Genomic DNA, 14,783 nt, shown 5'->3' on the forward strand with positions numbered 1-14,783 from the left:
CGAAAGCTATGAACCTGATGACTGAACGATCTCTCGAGAAAGCCGTAGGAGAAAAGATGAACGCCAACGCCAATTCCATAAAGATGCGCGGCGACAAGGTTTGCGTATTTTATGGCGAGAAGCAGGCGCTGTTTGACGTCGATCTGGAAATCCAGGAAAAGATGGTCACGGCGCTGATCGGCCCTTCGGGTTGCGGCAAGTCTACCTTCCTGCGTTCGCTTAACCGCATGAACGATACGATCGAAGGCTGTAAGGTCGGTGGCAAGATCACGCTCGACAATGAAGACATCTACGATCCGAAGATCGATGTCGTCGAACTGCGCGCCCGCGTCGGCATGGTGTTCCAGAAGCCGAATCCGTTTCCGAAGTCGATTTATGAAAATGTCGCCTACGGCCCACGCATTCACGGTCTCGCCCGCACCAAGGCCGATCTTGAAGAAATCGTCGTGACGAGCTTGCAGAAGGCGAGCTTGTTCGAGGAAGTGAAGGATCGTCTGCACGATGCGGGCACCGGTCTTTCGGGCGGCCAGCAGCAACGTCTTTGCATCGCACGCGCGATTGCGGTGAGCCCGGAAGTCATTCTCATGGACGAACCGTGCTCGGCGCTCGACCCGATTGCGACCGCGAAGGTGGAAGAGCTGATCGACGAACTGCGCCAGAACTATACGATCGTGATCGTCACGCACTCCATGCAGCAGGCCGCGCGTGTTTCGCAGCGCACCGCCATGTTCCACCTCGGCAATCTGGTCGAAGTGGGTGACACGGAAACCATGTTCACCGCGCCGACCGAAAAGCGCACGCAGGACTACATTACCGGACGCTTCGGCTGATCCGGAACTGCGCTTCAACAGATAGACAGTGCGGCTTCCCCGCAATTTATATTACGAGGTCTACTATGCCGTCTCAGCATACCGTTCGCTCCTACGACGAGGAATTGAAGTTTCTCTCCCATAAGATCGCCGAAATGGGCGGACATGCGGAACGTATGGTCGAGCAGTCGGTCGCCGCTATCGTCAATGCGGACAATGCGCTCGCACAGCGCGTCATCTCCGACGATCTCATTCTCGATGCCAGCGAGCGCGAGATTGACGACAAGGCTGTGATGATTATCGCCAAGCGTCAGCCCATGGCTGTGGACCTGCGCGAGATCATTGGCTCGATCCGCATTTCTGCCGATCTGGAACGCGTGGGCGATCTGGGCAAGAACATTGCCAAGCGCGTTGCCGCCGTTTCGGAATCACGCCAGCCGGTAAAGCTTTATCGCGGGCTCGAAACACTCGCCGAGCTGGCGCTGACCCAGCTCAAGGATGTTCTCGACGCCTATGCGTCGCGCTCGGTGCAGCAGATCAATGTCGTTCGCGACCGCGACGACGAGATTGATGCCATGTACACGTCACTGTTCCGCGAGCTGCTGACCTACATGATGGAAGACCCGCGCAATATTTCCGCCTGCACGCATCTTCTGTTCTGCGCAAAGAATATCGAGCGTATCGGCGATCACGCGACCAATATTGCGGAGACCGTCTACTACATCGTGACCGGCCTGCAAATGCCGGCCGAACGACCCAAGGAAGACCTGAGCCACGGTATTGTCGTGGATGAGGCGCGTAAACCCTGAACTGCAGCCGACCGGACCACGGTCTGGCGGTTGAGAATGAGTGAATAGCGCGGCGGCACGCGGTCGATTGGGGGGATTGTATCCACCGCCCGCCGAATTTGGATAGGGAAATACTGGATGTCACAGGCACCCAAAATCGCTGTGGTAGAAGACGAAGAGGCGCTGAGCGTTCTTCTTCGCTATAATCTTGAGGCAGAGGGCTACCAGGTCGATACAATGCTGCGCGGCGACGAAGCCGAGATCGCCTTGCGCGAGAACGTACCGGATCTGCTCATTCTGGACTGGATGTTGCCGGGCGTATCGGGCATTGAGCTTTGCCGTCGCTTGCGCCAATGGCCGGAAACCGAACGCCTGCCCATCATCATGCTGACGGCACGTGGCGAGGAAAGCGAACGTGTTCGCGGCCTGAGCGTCGGTGCGGACGACTATGTCGTGAAGCCATTTTCGACGCCGGAACTGCTGGCGCGCGTCAAGGCGATGTTGCGCCGGTCGAATCCGAGCATTCTTTCGCACGTGCTGAAAGTGGGCGACCTGGTTCTCGACCGCCAACAGCATCGTGTCTATCGCAAGGAAAAGGAAGTTCGTCTCGGACCAACGGAATTCCGCCTGCTCGAATATTTCATGATGTCGCCCGGTCGTGTCTTCTCACGTAGCCAGCTTCTGGATGGCGTTTGGGGACCGGACATCTATGTCGACGACCGCACGGTGGACGTCCATGTCGGACGGCTGCGCAAGGCGATCAATGTCGGTCGTGCGCTCGATCCGATCCGCACCGTTCGGGGTGCGGGTTATTCTTTCGGGTGACCGCTGCGGTCATCTCGGCGTCAGGAACTGAACTTGTCCGACCCACCACGGTATCCGTGGCGGGTCGTTTTTTGTTTAAGACCCAGCTTTGCAAGGTGCGGATCGTGCTCGCCCGATTCGCATTGCAACAACCCGAAACGGGTCTCAAAAGTATGATCTCACGCGATGTTACAAATCTGTTGTCAAAGTTGACAAAGAGCAATGGAACCGGCCTGGAAGCAGAAATTCTGCAGAAGATTTGAAACACCACGAATGTGTATGCAAAAAAAGTACAAGCAAAAGCGAATTAAGGCAGCGATATGGCGTGTATTGCGAGACTTTGAATCTCGTTAAATCAATATCTTACCTGAATCGCTAATTCTCGTTAAGGAATTATTAATATATTTAAAGGGCTTGTAGGCACATTCGCAATCTCGATTCGGAATTGTTTTAGGACTTTTCAGCGGTCTCCAGCATTGTTGGGATTTGACCCGCCGCCTTTTTTTGGCCTAAAAATTCCAAAACCTTGAATTCGATTGAGCGACTGTAGGACGTGTGATTTTGATCTTCGTCCTCTTTGACTTGCACCGCAGTCAGACGTTCGCGCACATCGTTCCAGATGTGTTCGCCTGAATGGATGACTGGATCAGTTAAGGGTCCTAACATGAGACTGAGCCATTGACGCGCGCCGCGAAGTGGAAATTGCCCGCTCTTATCGGGCTGGTGATTGCGCCTTTCGTGGTGACCGGTTGCACGACAACCGGAACCTCGGGAAAAGCCAATTCGGAAAAGACGGCGGCAAGCCACGTCAAATCCGTCAATGGCGTGAAGACCTACACCTACACCGCACGGGACAAGAATTGCCTTGAACGTGCGATGTTCTTCGAATCCAATCGTTCGAGTTCCGACGGTCTTCTGGCTGTTGGTACGGTCGTCATGAACCGTCTCGCGTCGGGACGTTATCCGGATACGATTTGCGGTGTCGTCGGTCAGAAGAACCAGTTTGCGCCCGGTGTGCTTACCCGCCAGATGAATTCCAAGGCGCTGCCTGATGTTCAGGCCGCTGCCGACGCGGTTCTGAAGGGTGAGCGTCATCCGAAGCTCAAGAACGCCATGTTCTTCCACACGGCGGGTCTGAAGTTCCCTTACAACAATATGCATTACGTGCTCGTAGCCGGTGGAAATTCCTTCTACGAGAAGCGCAATCGCGACGGTTCGCTGCAAAATCCGGTTCCGCAGGAGCCATACAATCTGGCTATGGCCTATTCGCCGCAATCGCCTTCCGTTCCGCAGGATCCGTCTTATGACGTGACCCTGCCGCAGACCGGTCCAGTTCCGGGAACGGAACCGACCGTTCAGGTGGCACTCGCGGAAGCGGCAAAGGCTCAAAGTGTGGAACAGAGCACTGGTGCTGGTCCGCAGGCCCGTGGCGAACGACTGGCACGCCATCGCGGTGTGGCTGCACCTCAGCAGGAACAGCATATGCAGGTGGCTTCCTACCAGCCGCAATTCGATACGACAGCCCCGCAGCCGACATCGCTTGGCTATGCTCCGGCAAGCCAGAAGCAGGCTGACGCCATTGGCGCGCTTCTTCTGTCCCAGGACCGTCCAGAAGCACCGCTATAAGAGGCGATTTTACAATCAGATAATCTGCAACGCCGGTCTGGTTCTACCTTACCGGCGTTTTGATTTTTCTGGCTGATTGTCGTCGCTTTTCGGCGAAAGTTTCAGCGATAGATCGGGCGATAGATCACCATCGGAGTGTCGTAGAAATCGACCTGATTCTGCCAGGCACGCCGGTCAGCTCTGCGATCGAGGTCCAGTCGCATGAGACAGTTGGCGAAAGCGTCAGTTTTGGCCTTGAAGCCATAGCTGCGGCAGGTCTGTTCGTCGGCCGCACGACGTTGTTCAGGTGTCATGGTCACGCAGCCCGCCAGAAGGCCGATAACGCCCAGCAAAATAAGCATTTTCTTATTCATTACTGTCTGCTTTCTCCTGCAACTGACTGCAGAATTACTATACTGCAAAGGCAGGAAAAAAGGTGGTGAAATTATGCCGTCTGATAAACTGTCGGTGATTCCATATCCAAAAAGGTCTTCCACCCATGGCTCATGAACAGCTGAACCCAGTCATCGATCCGGTGAAACTCGAACGTCTCGCGGAAGTCGCCGTTCGCGTTGGTCTGCAATTGCGCGAGGGGCAGGATCTCGTCATTACCGCACCGGTCGTGGCCTTGCCGCTGGTTCGCCTTATCGCCAAGCATGCTTACAAGGCTGGAGCCGGACTGGTAACGCCATTCTTCGCGGATGACGAATTGGCGCTTGCGCGTTACGAGAACGCATCCGACGCGAGTTTCGATCGTGCGGCAAGCTGGCTCTATCAGGGAATGGCGAAGGCCTATTCGAATGGCGCTGCCCGTTTGGCCATTGCAGCTGATAATCCGATGCTCCTCTCCAGCCAGGACCCGGCCAAGGTTTCACGCGCCAACCGGGCCAACTCGAAAGCTTATCAGCCGGCTCTCGAAAAGATTGCCGGTTTCGATATCAACTGGAACATTGTCTCCTATCCCAATCCGGCATGGGCGAAGCTTATGTTTCCGAACGAACCGGCGGACATCGCGACCCGCAAGCTGGCCGATGCGATCTTCGCGGCTTCGCGCGTCGATGTCGACGATCCGGTCGGCGCATGGGCGGCACACAATGCAGCGCTTCGCACCCGCACCCGCTTCCTGAACGGCAAGGCTTATAGCGCCCTGCATTTCAAAGGTCCGAACACCGATCTGACGGTCGGACTTGCCGACGGTCATGAATGGCACGGCGGCGCGTCTACGGCGAAGAATGGGATTACCTGCAATCCGAACATTCCGACGGAAGAAGTGTTCACCACACCTCATGCACTACGGGTCGAGGGCTATGTGACGAGCACCAAGCCTCTGTCGCATCAGGGCACATTGATCGAGGATATCGCGGTTCGTTTTGAAGGTGGACGAATTGTCGAGGCGAAGGCAAGCCGCGGTGAAGAAGTGCTCAACAAGGTGCTGGATACGGATGAAGGTGCCCGTCATCTGGGTGAGGTGGCACTGGTGCCGCATTCCTCGCCGATCTCGCAGAGCGGGCTTTTGTTCTACAACACGTTGTTCGATGAAAATGCCGCAAGCCACATCGCGCTTGGCCAGTGCTATTCCAAGTGCTTTATCGACGGCGCAAAACTGACACCGGAACAGATTAAGGCGCAGGGTGGCAATTCGAGTCTCATCCATATCGACTGGATGATTGGCTCCGGCCAGATCGACGTCGATGGCATCAATGCGGATGGAACCCGAGAGCCAGTGATGCGCAGCGGCGAATGGGCCAACTGATTATCGCGAATAGAAAAGGCCGGGAATTCCCGGCCTTTTCATTGCATCTGTGAGGTCAGTTCTTTTCCTGAACGTGGGCCTCAAGGAACCACAATGCCTTGTCGAGACCACGGGAAGCGGCGGTAAAAATATCCGCCGTATCGTCGTCACCTGCATCATCTGCATCCTTGATCGACTTGCGCACAAGATTGGCAACGTCGCCATAACGCTCGATCAGTGCAAGCAGATGATCGTGAACGGCATAGATGTCGGTTGGATAAGGCTTGAGCTTGCTTTCCTTGGCCACGACCTGCGTGGTGCCATAGGCCGTTCCGCCGATCTGCACGGCACGCTCCGCAATCGTGTCGACATGTTCATCGAGATCGGCGCGGAAGCCATCGAGCATTTCATGAACGGCGATGAACTGCGGTCCCTTGAGGTTCCAGTGTGCCTGCTTGGTGATGAGGGCAAGATCGATTGTCGCGGCTAGATTTTCGTTGAGCAGCGCGATCATTGTCGTCTTCGTATTGGAAGGAAGATCGTTGCGGGTTGCATGCATCGACTTCTTGGACATTTTATCCTCATATCCTGTTGTTCGATCCGGCTTGGAGCGGCTGGGAGATGTCGCTTATGGTCACGGGTGGGTGTTCCAAACGCAAATGAACCCGCCAGATCATTGTAAGGCTCGATTGCTGAATGGGCCTTGTCGCCGTCAGGACAAAGCAAAAACGTTGCCGCACCCGGTTTTCAAACGTATATCGCCAAGTTTTGTTCCGCGAGAAGGGCTAAAAAACGAAACTGATCCAGCCTTTGGACAAGACTTGGCTTGTCGCGAGGTAAAATCTGATTTACCCGGTTGCGCATGAAGATACTTGCGCTTGATACTGCCGCTTCGTGGTGTTCCGTTGCCGTCTACAATGCCGACGGCGATGTCGTGCTTGCCGATGTGAGCGAAAACATCGGCAAGGGACATGCGGAAGTATTGATGGACTATATCGAACGTGCTGTGACTGAGGCGAAACTGTCGCTCCGCGATATGGATCGGGTAGCGGTCAATATCGGACCGGGATCGTTTACCGGCGTTCGTATCGGTGTCTCGGCAGCACGTGGCTTTGCATTGGCGCTCGACGTTCCTGCCATCGGCATAACGGCGTTCGAAGCGTTGGCTGCGGAAACACAGATACTGTCCCCGGAAAAGCCAATTCTGGTTCTCCTCGACGCGCATCGTGGCGAGATTTATGCGCAATCATTCGATGCAAAAGGGTTGCCGGGCGCGAAGCCGCTGGTTCTGTCGCGAGAGGAAGCGGAGGCTCTTGCTGTTTCTCAAGCGGAAAATACTGTTCTTGCAGGTTCTGCAGCCGCTGCGATCAATGACGTGCTTGGTGGCCGTTTCGAGTTGGGCCCGATAGAGCCAACCGCGAAAATCGGCATCTATGCGCGTCTGGCAAGCTTGCGCCAGCCGGGCGATGCGCCGAAGCCGCTTTACATGCGTGGGCCTGATGCGAAGCCGCAGGTCGGGTTTGCACTGCCGCGCAAGGCTACCGGAGAATAGCCGATGATGGGCTTGCCGTTTGGGCGTTTCGGTCGCAGACAAATCTCGGTGGAGCCGCTTGGCGCACAGGATAGTCATGCGATTCAGCGTATTCATGCAGTCGCTTTCCATCACGGCTGGAGTTCCGACGATTTCAGATCGCTGATCGCACAGGATACGGTTTTCGGTTTTGTTGCCCGTGCGAAAGGCAAACCGAACGATGCCTGTGGTTTCGTGCTGGCTCGTCTGGTGGCAGGTGAGGCGGAAATCCTGACGATCGCCGTCGCGCGTGATGTGCAACGCCAGGGCGTCGGGCGCGCGCTGATGGATGCCGTGTTGCGCCATCTCTATCAGGAGCGCGCTGAAACGCTTTTTCTGGAGGTGGATGAGGCGAATATTGCCGCCCAGACGCTTTATCGCCGTCTCGGCTTCCAAAAGGTTGGCGACAGACCTGCTTATTATGAAACCGCCAATGGGCGTTCGGCTGCACTGATATTGCGTCGCGACCTGAGTCGTACTCCGGCAGGGCTACGATGATCGGAGCAATCCGCATCTTTCTCGTCGTCGCGGCAATGGTCGCATTGAGCCTGTCGCTTATTCCAGTTCAGTATCTGTTGCTTAAGCTGAAGAACAACTGGAAGCGGCGTCTGCCGACCTTTTTCCATCGTATTGCTGCACGCCTGTTCGGTTTTCGCATCAAGACCGTCGGCCAGATGCACGAGGGCCGACCTTTGTTACTCGTCGCCAACCATACTTCGTGGAGCGATATTATTGTTCTGTCGACGGTCGGTCAGGTCTCCTTCATCGCCAAGTCGGAAGTCAGGAAGTGGCCTGTTTTCGGTATGTTCGCCGTTTTGCAGCGCACTGTTTTCGTGGAGCGGGAACGGCGGGGCAAAACGGGTGAACAGACATCCGAAATCGCAAGGCGTCTGGTAACCGACGACGCTATGGTGCTGTTTGCGGAAGGCACGACCTCGGATGGTAATCGCGTCCTGCCGTTCAAGACAGCGCTTTTTGGTGCCGCGCATGCCGCGATCAAGGAAGCCAATGTACCCGAAGTCGTGGTTCAGCCGGTTGCCATTGCCTATACGGGCGTGCATGGCATGGCCATGGGCCGTTATTTCCGCCCGATCGCATCATGGCCGGGCGACGTCGAGCTGATGCCGCACCTGAAAGGTATCTTGCATGAAGGCGCTATCGACGTTGAAGTGCGTTTTGGCGAGCCGGTCGTCGTAACGGCCAAGACAGACCGCAAGGCGCTGGCTCGCACAATGGAAAACCGTGTGCGCTCGCTCTTGCAAAGTGCGTTGCTGGGGCGCGAGATTCCCGAAGAGTGACAACTGCTCCATCGGGCGTTCAGCCAGTTGTTCAGCCAGTTGTTCAGAATGTCACCTTTCAAAATGGTCACAAAAGCTGTAGATAGCCGCGCATGAGCGACAATATTACCGATCTCGAGCCCACGGCAGAGCGCCCCAATGTGCGTAAGGTTTTCGTAAAAACCTATGGCTGCCAGATGAACGTCTACGATAGCCAGCGCATGGCCGACAGCCTTGCAGCGGAAGGTTATGTTGCGACCGATACGCCGGACGATGCCGATCTGGTTCTGCTCAATACGTGCCACATTCGCGAAAAAGCGTCGGAAAAGCTCTATTCCGCGCTTGGCCGTCTGCGCAAGATGAAGGATGCGCGTGAAGCGAATGGCAAGGAACTGACCATCGGTGTTGCGGGCTGCGTGGCGCAGGCCGAAGGGCAGGAAATCCTGCGCCGGGCGCCGAATGTCGATCTCGTCATCGGTCCGCAGACCTATCATCGCCTGCCCAATGCGCTTGCGCGGGTCCGCAGCGGCGAAAAGGTTGTTGAGACCGAATACGCTCTCGAAGATAAATTCGAACACCTGCCGTCTCCCAAGCGCGAGGAAACCCGCAAGCGCGGTGTTTCTGCCTTCCTCACTGTGCAGGAAGGCTGCGACAAGTTCTGTACCTTCTGCGTGGTTCCCTATACACGCGGCTCGGAAGTTTCGCGCAGCGTGAAGCAGATCGTGGCAGAGGCCGAGCGCCTTGCCGACAGCGGCGTGCGTGAACTCACCCTGCTTGGCCAGAACGTCAATGCCTGGCACGGCGCTGGTGATGATGGTCGCGAATGGGGCTTGGGCGAACTCCTGTTTCGCCTGGCGCGCATTCCGGGCATTGCCCGGCTTCGTTATACGACCAGCCATCCGCGCGACATGGACGACAGCCTGATTGCCGCCCACCGTGATCTGCGCCAGCTGATGCCCTATCTGCATCTGCCGGTACAATCCGGTTCTGACCGCATTCTCAAGGCGATGAACCGCCGTCACAAGGCGGATGAATATGTGCGTCTGATCGAACGCATCCGCGAAGTGAGGCCGGATCTGGCCCTGTCGGGCGATTTTATCGTCGGCTTCCCCGGTGAAACCGATCAGGACTTCGAAGACACGATGCGGCTGGTGCGCGACGTCAATTACGCGCAGGCCTATTCGTTCAAATATTCGCCTCGCCCCGGCACGCCGGGTGCCGACCTCGACGATCATGTCGAGGAAGCGGTCAAGGATGAGCGCCTTCAGCGCCTTCAGGCTCTCCTGTCCGAACAGCAATATGCATTTCAGGATTCCATGATCGGTCGCGAGATGGATGTGCTGCTTGAAAAGCCGGGTCGTGTCGCAGGCCAGATGGTGGGCCGTTCGCCATGGCTCCTGCCTGTCATCATCGATGACAGCAATGACCGGGTCGGCGACATCATTCATGTGAAAATCACATCCACAGGGACCAATAGCCTTATTGCGCAAAAACTGGCCTGAAGGCATGATGATGTCGAGGCAGAAAATTTCGGCGTATTGAGTCGCTTGCCGGTAATCCTGTCGAGACTTCGATTGCAATGCGTGAACGGTTTGCGTTCACGCATAATCTGGTCTGAAAAGTCGCAACTTTTCAGGATTGTGCTTTAAGGAGATACGGTTGAGCGCTACGGAAAAGCTGAAGTCTGCCAAGCCAACCAATCAAACGCAAAAAAGCCCGACGACCGGGGCCTCGGATATGGCCCACATCGTGCTCACCTTCGACAATAACCGTCTTGCCATCGCGCTTTACGGTCAGTTCGATGAAAATCTGGCCCGTATCGAACAGAAGCTTGGCGTGGATGTCCGCTCCAAGGGAAACCAGCTTTCGATCCGGGGGGAGCCGACCGCAACCGAGCAGGCGCGGCGTGCACTCGATCATCTTTATGAAACGCTGCAGAAAGGTCATGAGCTGACGACGTCGGATGTCGACGGCGCCTTGCGCATGGCAATCGCTGCGGACGACCAGCTGACGCTGCCGACTATGGAAAACAAGGGCAAGCTCTCTGCTGCCCAGATTTCCACGCGCAAAAAGACCATCTTTGCCCGCACGCCGACGCAGGATGCCTATATGCGTGCGCTCGACCGGTCGGAGCTGGTGTTCGGCGTCGGCCCCGCAGGTACCGGCAAGACCTATCTTGCCGTCGCCCATGCGGCGATGCTGCTGGAACGCGGCCTGGTGGAGCGCATCATCCTGTCGCGTCCGGCTGTCGAGGCCGGCGAACGACTGGGCTTCCTGCCGGGTGACATGAAGGAAAAGGTCGATCCCTATTTGCGCCCGCTTTACGATGCGCTTTACGACATGATGCCTGCCGAAAAGGTTGAGCGTGCCATTACGGCGGGTGTGATCGAAATCGCGCCGCTTGCCTTCATGCGCGGGCGCACGCTGGCACATTCCGCGGTCATTCTCGATGAAGCACAGAACACGACGTCCATGCAGATGAAGATGTTCCTGACCCGCTTGGGCGAGGGGTCGCGCATGATGGTCAATGGTGATCCGAGTCAGATCGATCTTCCGCCGGGCCAGAAATCAGGTCTCGTTGAAGCGCTTCGCGTGCTGGACGATGTCGAGGGCGTCATCAAGGTGCGCTTTACGGAGAAAGACGTTGTTCGTCATCCGCTGGTGGCGGCAATCGTCGGAGCTTACGACCGCGACGGCAAACAGCACGCGCGTTCGGAATGATCTTGCAATTGCCTATTGGAATCACGATTTAAGAAAAGCTGTCTGCCTTTTCGAGTGTGTCCCCAAAAGTGGGAACCGCTCTTGGCAGACAGCTTTCTTGTAACTGAAAGGATGATGCGGCTAGCCAGCACGGAGAGCCGCCGCAGAACGTGTCAAATAACGCGATCCATATCGATATCATGGTTGAAGCTGGCAACTGGCCGGATGAAACCGCCCTTGAAGGGCTCGTCAGAAAGTCGGTCGAGGCCGCCTGGGCCAATCTTGGCCTGAAAAGCGCGGCAAGCGAGCTGAGTGTTGTCTTCACCGACGATGCCTCGATCCAGACCCTGAATGCAGAATGGCGCGGCAAGGACAAGCCGACCAATGTGCTGTCGTTTCCTGCGTTTCCGGTCAAGGCCGGGGCGCAGCCGGGCCCGATGCTGGGCGACATCATCATCGCGCGCGAAACTGTCGAGCGTGAGGCCCGTGAAGAGGGCAAGCCGCTCGAAAACCATCTCGCTCACCTCGTCGTGCATGGCTTTTTGCACCTTTTGGGTTACGATCACGAAACCGATGCGGAAGCGGAGGTTATGGAGGGGCGCGAGCGTGAAATCCTTCATGCTCTTGCCATCCCCGACCCTTATGCTGTATCCGAATAAGACCTTAACAACGATTGACCATGGCTGATCAAACATCGCACCCCCCGTCCGCTGGCGAAAATCGCAGCGAGACTCAAGACGCCGAAGGGCAAAGTACGCAGCGGCCCGTAGTGGCCGAGAAGCGTTCCCTCTTGTCTAATATTTTCCCGTTCATGCGCTCGCGCCAATCATCTTCTCTGCGCGAAGATCTGGCCGATGCCCTTTCCAGCACGGCAAGCGAACAGGATTCAGCATTCTCGCCTGAAGAAAAGGCGATGCTGCATAACATCCTTCGCCTGCGCGAGATTCGCGTCGAAGACGTGATGATTCCGCGCGCCGATGTCGAGGCAGTGGAAATTTCCACACCGCTCTGGGAAGTGCTGGAGCTTTTCGAAAAATCCGGCCATTCGCGTATGCCGGTCTATGCCGAGACGCTGGACGATCCGCGCGGCATGATCCATATCCGTGATGTTCTCAATTACATTACCAAGCAGGCCCGCCAGAAGACCACGCGCCGTAGCAGCGCGCGCAGCAAGGCGACGGCCGAAGACAAGGCCGCCAAATTCGACATGGGCCGGATCGATCTCACCAAGACGATCGGTGAACTCAATCTCATGCGCAAGGTTCTGTTTGTGCCGCCATCCATGATGGCAAGCGGATTGATGGCGCGCATGCAGGCGACCCATATCCAGATGGCGCTGGTCATTGATGAATATGGCGGTACCGACGGTCTGGTTTCACTGGAAGACATTGTCGAAATGGTTGTCGGTGATATCGAAGACGAGCATGACGACGAAGAAATCATGATCGCCGAAGAAGCCGATGGCGTGTTCGTTGTCGATGCGCGCGCCGATCTGGAAGAGCTGGCCGCGAAAATCGGCCCATCCTTCGAAGTCGGCGAACATGGCGAGGATGTCGACACGGTCGGCGGCCTCATCTTCTCGGTCCTGGGGCGTATTCCGGTTCGCGGTGAAGTGGTGCAGGCTATTCCGGGCTATGAATTCCATGTGCTGGAAGTCGATCCTCGCCGGGTGAAGAAAGTGCGTATTGTGCCGCTTTCCGCAGCTGATCGCCGTCGCCAGCAGCGTGCTGTCGTATCCGCCAAGCCGGGTGACCAGCCTATAGAGGCTGAAGCCACAACCGACGCTCCTAAAGAGGCCTGATGATCGAAAGGCTGGCGGGGAAAATCATTCTTTCGAGCGGCTGGCGTCGAGCGTTGGCCGCTTTCCTGAGCGGTGCCTTCGCCACGCTGACCCAGCCGCCCTTCGATGGTTTTGTGGCGGGTTTCGTTTCTTTCCCCATTTTGGTCTGGTTGATTGACGGGGCCATTGCGAAAGCGAATGCCGGGCCGGTTCGCCGTCTGTTGCCAGCGGCCATGGTTGGCTGGTGGTTTGGGTTTGGCTATTTCGTTTCCGGACTGTGGTGGATTGGAACGGCGCTGCTGGTTGATGCAGACCAGTTTGCCTGGGCCTTGCCGCTGGCGGTTCTAGGCCTCCCTGCATTTCTGGCTCTATTCTATGCGTTTGCAGCCATGGTTGCGCGCATCTTCTGGTCGGACGGCTTGGGGCGTATCTTCGCGCTAGCGTTTGGCTTTGCGCTGGCGGAATGGCTGCGTCTTTTCCTGTTCACCGGTTTTCCGTGGAATGCGATCGGCTATGCCATCATGCCGACGCCGCTGCTGATGCAATCGGTTGCCGTGCTCGGTCTGATCGGGATGAGCGCATTGGCCGTCTTTGTCTTTGCCGCACCGGCTCTGCTGATTGGTGGGCGGTTTGCCAAGACGGGCATTGTTCTCGCCCTGTTGGTGGTAGCAGTGCATGTCGGGTTCGGTGCCTGGACGCTTTCAAAAGCGCCGGCGATCGGTGAAGAAAAAGGAGCGCTCGCGGTTCGCATCGTACAACCGTCCATCGCCCAGACCATGAAGTGGGATAATGCGGAGCGCCGGTCTATCTTCGACAAGCTGGTGTCGCTGACGGGCGAAGCGCCAGCGGAAGGCAAGCCGAAACCCGATGTGGTCATTTGGCCGGAAACGGCTGTTCCCTATATTCTCACCTCGACGCCCGAGGCTCTGTCCCGCATCGGCGAGGTTCTGAAGGACGGGCAGATGCTGCTCACCGGTGCCGTTCGTGAAGAGAAGGCATCAGGGGGCGGCGAGCCGCGCTATTATAATTCAATTTATACGATTGATGATCGTGGTGTGATTGTCGATGCCGCCGACAAGGTGCACCTCGTCCCCTTTGGCGAATACCTGCCTTATGAGAGTTTTTTGCGCAGGCTTGGACTTCAGGAAGTGGTGGAGATGCCGGGCGGATTTACCGCCGGTGCGTCGCGTCGGGCGCTGAACGTCAAAGACGGTCAGACCTTTCTGCCGCTGATCTGTTACGAGGCCATTTTTCCGGATGAGCTTGGATATACGGGCCAAAGAGCCAGCGCCATCATCAATGTGACAAACGACGCATGGTATGGCGATACGCCGGGTCCGTACCAGCATTTTCGCCAGGCACAGGTTCGCGCGGTGGAGCAAGGGCTCCCCCTCATCCGTGCAGCCAACAATGGTCTTTCAGCTGTCGTTGATGCTTATGGTCGAATCACCGACGGCCTTGCGCATGACGCTGTCGGGGTCGTTGACGCTTACCTACCGTCATCTCGTGCACCATTTTGGGGCACGCCACATGGCTCACGACAATCTCTGGTAGCGCTGTTAACCTTACTCGTGTTGAGCATGGCTTTCCGACTGCCAATCGGCAGGCGTTTTCATTGACAGACTAATATTGTTACGATGTTATGGCGCGGCGGCGACGGTTTTTGCGGAAAATCGTCAGACTACCTCCCAAAACTTATTGTTATCGCTGTTCAGATG

15 protein-coding genes are annotated in these 14,783 nt (G+C 56.6%); 13 read left to right on the forward strand and 2 right to left on the reverse strand.

Annotated features, from left to right (window positions below; translation table 11 throughout):
- Nucleotides 1-56: 56 nt before the first annotated feature.
- From pstB to KWJ32_RS05990, 4 genes are all read left to right on the forward strand, one after another.
- Nucleotides 57-830, forward strand: coding sequence for a phosphate ABC transporter ATP-binding protein PstB (gene pstB, locus KWJ32_RS05975; protein ID WP_010657754.1), 774 nt, complete (start codon nucleotides 57-59; stop codon nucleotides 828-830).
- Between the two features lie 65 nt (nucleotides 831-895).
- Nucleotides 896-1,618, forward strand: coding sequence for a phosphate signaling complex protein PhoU (gene phoU, locus KWJ32_RS05980; RefSeq protein ID WP_010657755.1), 723 nt, complete (start codon nucleotides 896-898; stop codon nucleotides 1,616-1,618).
- A 117-nt stretch (nucleotides 1,619-1,735) separates the two neighbouring features.
- Nucleotides 1,736-2,422: a phosphate regulon transcriptional regulator PhoB gene (phoB, locus tag KWJ32_RS05985; protein ID WP_006468130.1), complete on the forward strand. Its 687-nt coding sequence runs from the start codon at nucleotides 1,736-1,738 to the stop codon at nucleotides 2,420-2,422.
- Between the two features lie 657 nt (nucleotides 2,423-3,079).
- Complete coding sequence (locus tag KWJ32_RS05990; protein WP_010657757.1) at nucleotides 3,080-4,027, forward strand: cell wall hydrolase; 948 nt, start codon at nucleotides 3,080-3,082, stop codon at nucleotides 4,025-4,027.
- Between the two features lie 101 nt (nucleotides 4,028-4,128).
- Here the strand turns inward: KWJ32_RS05990 and KWJ32_RS05995 are convergent, their stop codons facing one another.
- Nucleotides 4,129-4,380 carry a hypothetical protein gene (locus tag KWJ32_RS05995; RefSeq protein WP_040129057.1) on the reverse strand — a complete coding sequence of 84 codons (252 nt, stop codon included), beginning with the start codon at nucleotides 4,378-4,380 and terminating at the stop codon, nucleotides 4,129-4,131.
- A 125-nt stretch (nucleotides 4,381-4,505) separates the two neighbouring features.
- On the opposite strand from KWJ32_RS05995, the gene KWJ32_RS06000 reads away from it, so the two are divergent.
- The gene (locus KWJ32_RS06000; protein ID WP_012091006.1) at nucleotides 4,506-5,759 is read left to right on the forward strand and encodes an aminopeptidase; all 1,254 of its coding nucleotides are present in this window, start codon (nucleotides 4,506-4,508) and stop codon (nucleotides 5,757-5,759) included.
- 55 nt (nucleotides 5,760-5,814) lie between these two features.
- On the opposite strand, the gene dps is transcribed toward KWJ32_RS06000, so the two are convergent.
- Nucleotides 5,815-6,312 carry a DNA starvation/stationary phase protection protein Dps gene (gene dps / locus KWJ32_RS06005; RefSeq protein ID WP_012091005.1) on the reverse strand — a complete coding sequence of 166 codons (498 nt, stop codon included), beginning with the start codon at nucleotides 6,310-6,312 and terminating at the stop codon, nucleotides 5,815-5,817.
- Nucleotides 6,313-6,600: 288 nt separating this feature from the next.
- Between dps and tsaB the strand changes: the two genes are divergently transcribed.
- The 8 genes from tsaB (at nucleotide 6,601) to lnt (ending at nucleotide 14,684) form a co-directional block, all read left to right on the forward strand.
- Nucleotides 6,601-7,290: a tRNA (adenosine(37)-N6)-threonylcarbamoyltransferase complex dimerization subunit type 1 TsaB gene (gene tsaB / locus KWJ32_RS06010; protein WP_012091004.1), complete on the forward strand. Its 690-nt coding sequence runs from the start codon at nucleotides 6,601-6,603 to the stop codon at nucleotides 7,288-7,290.
- A 3-nt stretch (nucleotides 7,291-7,293) separates the two neighbouring features.
- Nucleotides 7,294-7,806, forward strand: coding sequence for a ribosomal protein S18-alanine N-acetyltransferase (gene rimI / locus KWJ32_RS06015; protein ID WP_012091003.1), 513 nt, complete (start codon nucleotides 7,294-7,296; stop codon nucleotides 7,804-7,806).
- Nucleotides 7,803-8,606, forward strand: a complete 804-nt coding sequence (locus KWJ32_RS06020) for a 1-acyl-sn-glycerol-3-phosphate acyltransferase (RefSeq protein WP_012091002.1) — start codon at nucleotides 7,803-7,805, stop codon at nucleotides 8,604-8,606. Before rimI ends, KWJ32_RS06020 begins: the two co-directional genes overlap by 4 nt.
- Before the next feature lie 92 nt (nucleotides 8,607-8,698).
- A complete protein-coding gene (gene miaB / locus KWJ32_RS06025; protein WP_012091001.1) occupies nucleotides 8,699-10,087 on the forward strand; it encodes a tRNA (N6-isopentenyl adenosine(37)-C2)-methylthiotransferase MiaB in 1,389 nt (462 codons plus the stop codon).
- A gap of 157 nt (nucleotides 10,088-10,244) precedes the next feature.
- Nucleotides 10,245-11,306 (forward strand): PhoH family protein, encoded by a 1,062-nt coding sequence (locus tag KWJ32_RS06030; protein ID WP_012091000.1) that lies wholly within the window; start codon nucleotides 10,245-10,247, stop codon nucleotides 11,304-11,306.
- A gap of 149 nt (nucleotides 11,307-11,455) precedes the next feature.
- A complete protein-coding gene (gene ybeY, locus KWJ32_RS06035; protein ID WP_012090999.1) occupies nucleotides 11,456-11,944 on the forward strand; it encodes an rRNA maturation RNase YbeY in 489 nt (162 codons plus the stop codon).
- A 20-nt stretch (nucleotides 11,945-11,964) separates the two neighbouring features.
- Nucleotides 11,965-13,086 carry a hemolysin family protein gene (locus tag KWJ32_RS06040; RefSeq protein WP_012090998.1) on the forward strand — a complete coding sequence of 374 codons (1,122 nt, stop codon included), beginning with the start codon at nucleotides 11,965-11,967 and terminating at the stop codon, nucleotides 13,084-13,086.
- On the forward strand, nucleotides 13,086-14,684 hold the full coding sequence (lnt, locus tag KWJ32_RS06045; RefSeq protein WP_012090997.1) for an apolipoprotein N-acyltransferase: 1,599 nt from the start codon (nucleotides 13,086-13,088) through the stop codon (nucleotides 14,682-14,684). Before KWJ32_RS06040 ends, lnt begins: the two co-directional genes overlap by 1 nt.
- The last annotated feature ends 99 nt before the right edge of the window (nucleotides 14,685-14,783 follow it).

Origin of the sequence: Ochrobactrum sp. BTU2, assembly GCF_024539785.1 — a bacterium.
Lineage (GTDB): Bacteria > Pseudomonadota > Alphaproteobacteria > Rhizobiales > Rhizobiaceae > Brucella > Brucella anthropi.

Excerpts from the sequence above, each read along its gene's own strand:
- pstB (WP_010657754.1), top strand. The coding sequence starts at position 57 with ATGAACGCCAACGCCAATTCCATAAAGATGCGCGGCGACAAGGTTTGC.
- phoU (WP_010657755.1), top strand. The coding sequence starts at position 896 with ATGCCGTCTCAGCATACCGTTCGCTCCTACGACGAGGAATTGAAGTTT.
- phoB (WP_006468130.1), top strand. The coding sequence starts at position 1,736 with ATGTCACAGGCACCCAAAATCGCTGTGGTAGAAGACGAAGAGGCGCTG.
- KWJ32_RS05995 (WP_040129057.1), bottom strand. The coding sequence starts at position 4,380 with ATGAATAAGAAAATGCTTATTTTGCTGGGCGTTATCGGCCTTCTGGCG.
- KWJ32_RS06000 (WP_012091006.1), top strand. The coding sequence starts at position 4,506 with ATGGCTCATGAACAGCTGAACCCAGTCATCGATCCGGTGAAACTCGAA.
- dps (WP_012091005.1), bottom strand. The coding sequence starts at position 6,312 with ATGTCCAAGAAGTCGATGCATGCAACCCGCAACGATCTTCCTTCCAAT.
- tsaB (WP_012091004.1), top strand. The coding sequence starts at position 6,601 with ATGAAGATACTTGCGCTTGATACTGCCGCTTCGTGGTGTTCCGTTGCC.
- rimI (WP_012091003.1), top strand. The coding sequence starts at position 7,294 with ATGATGGGCTTGCCGTTTGGGCGTTTCGGTCGCAGACAAATCTCGGTG.
- KWJ32_RS06020 (WP_012091002.1), top strand. The coding sequence starts at position 7,803 with ATGATCGGAGCAATCCGCATCTTTCTCGTCGTCGCGGCAATGGTCGCA.
- miaB (WP_012091001.1), top strand. The coding sequence starts at position 8,699 with ATGAGCGACAATATTACCGATCTCGAGCCCACGGCAGAGCGCCCCAAT.
- KWJ32_RS06040 (WP_012090998.1), top strand. The coding sequence starts at position 11,965 with ATGGCTGATCAAACATCGCACCCCCCGTCCGCTGGCGAAAATCGCAGC.
- lnt (WP_012090997.1), top strand. The coding sequence starts at position 13,086 with ATGATCGAAAGGCTGGCGGGGAAAATCATTCTTTCGAGCGGCTGGCGT.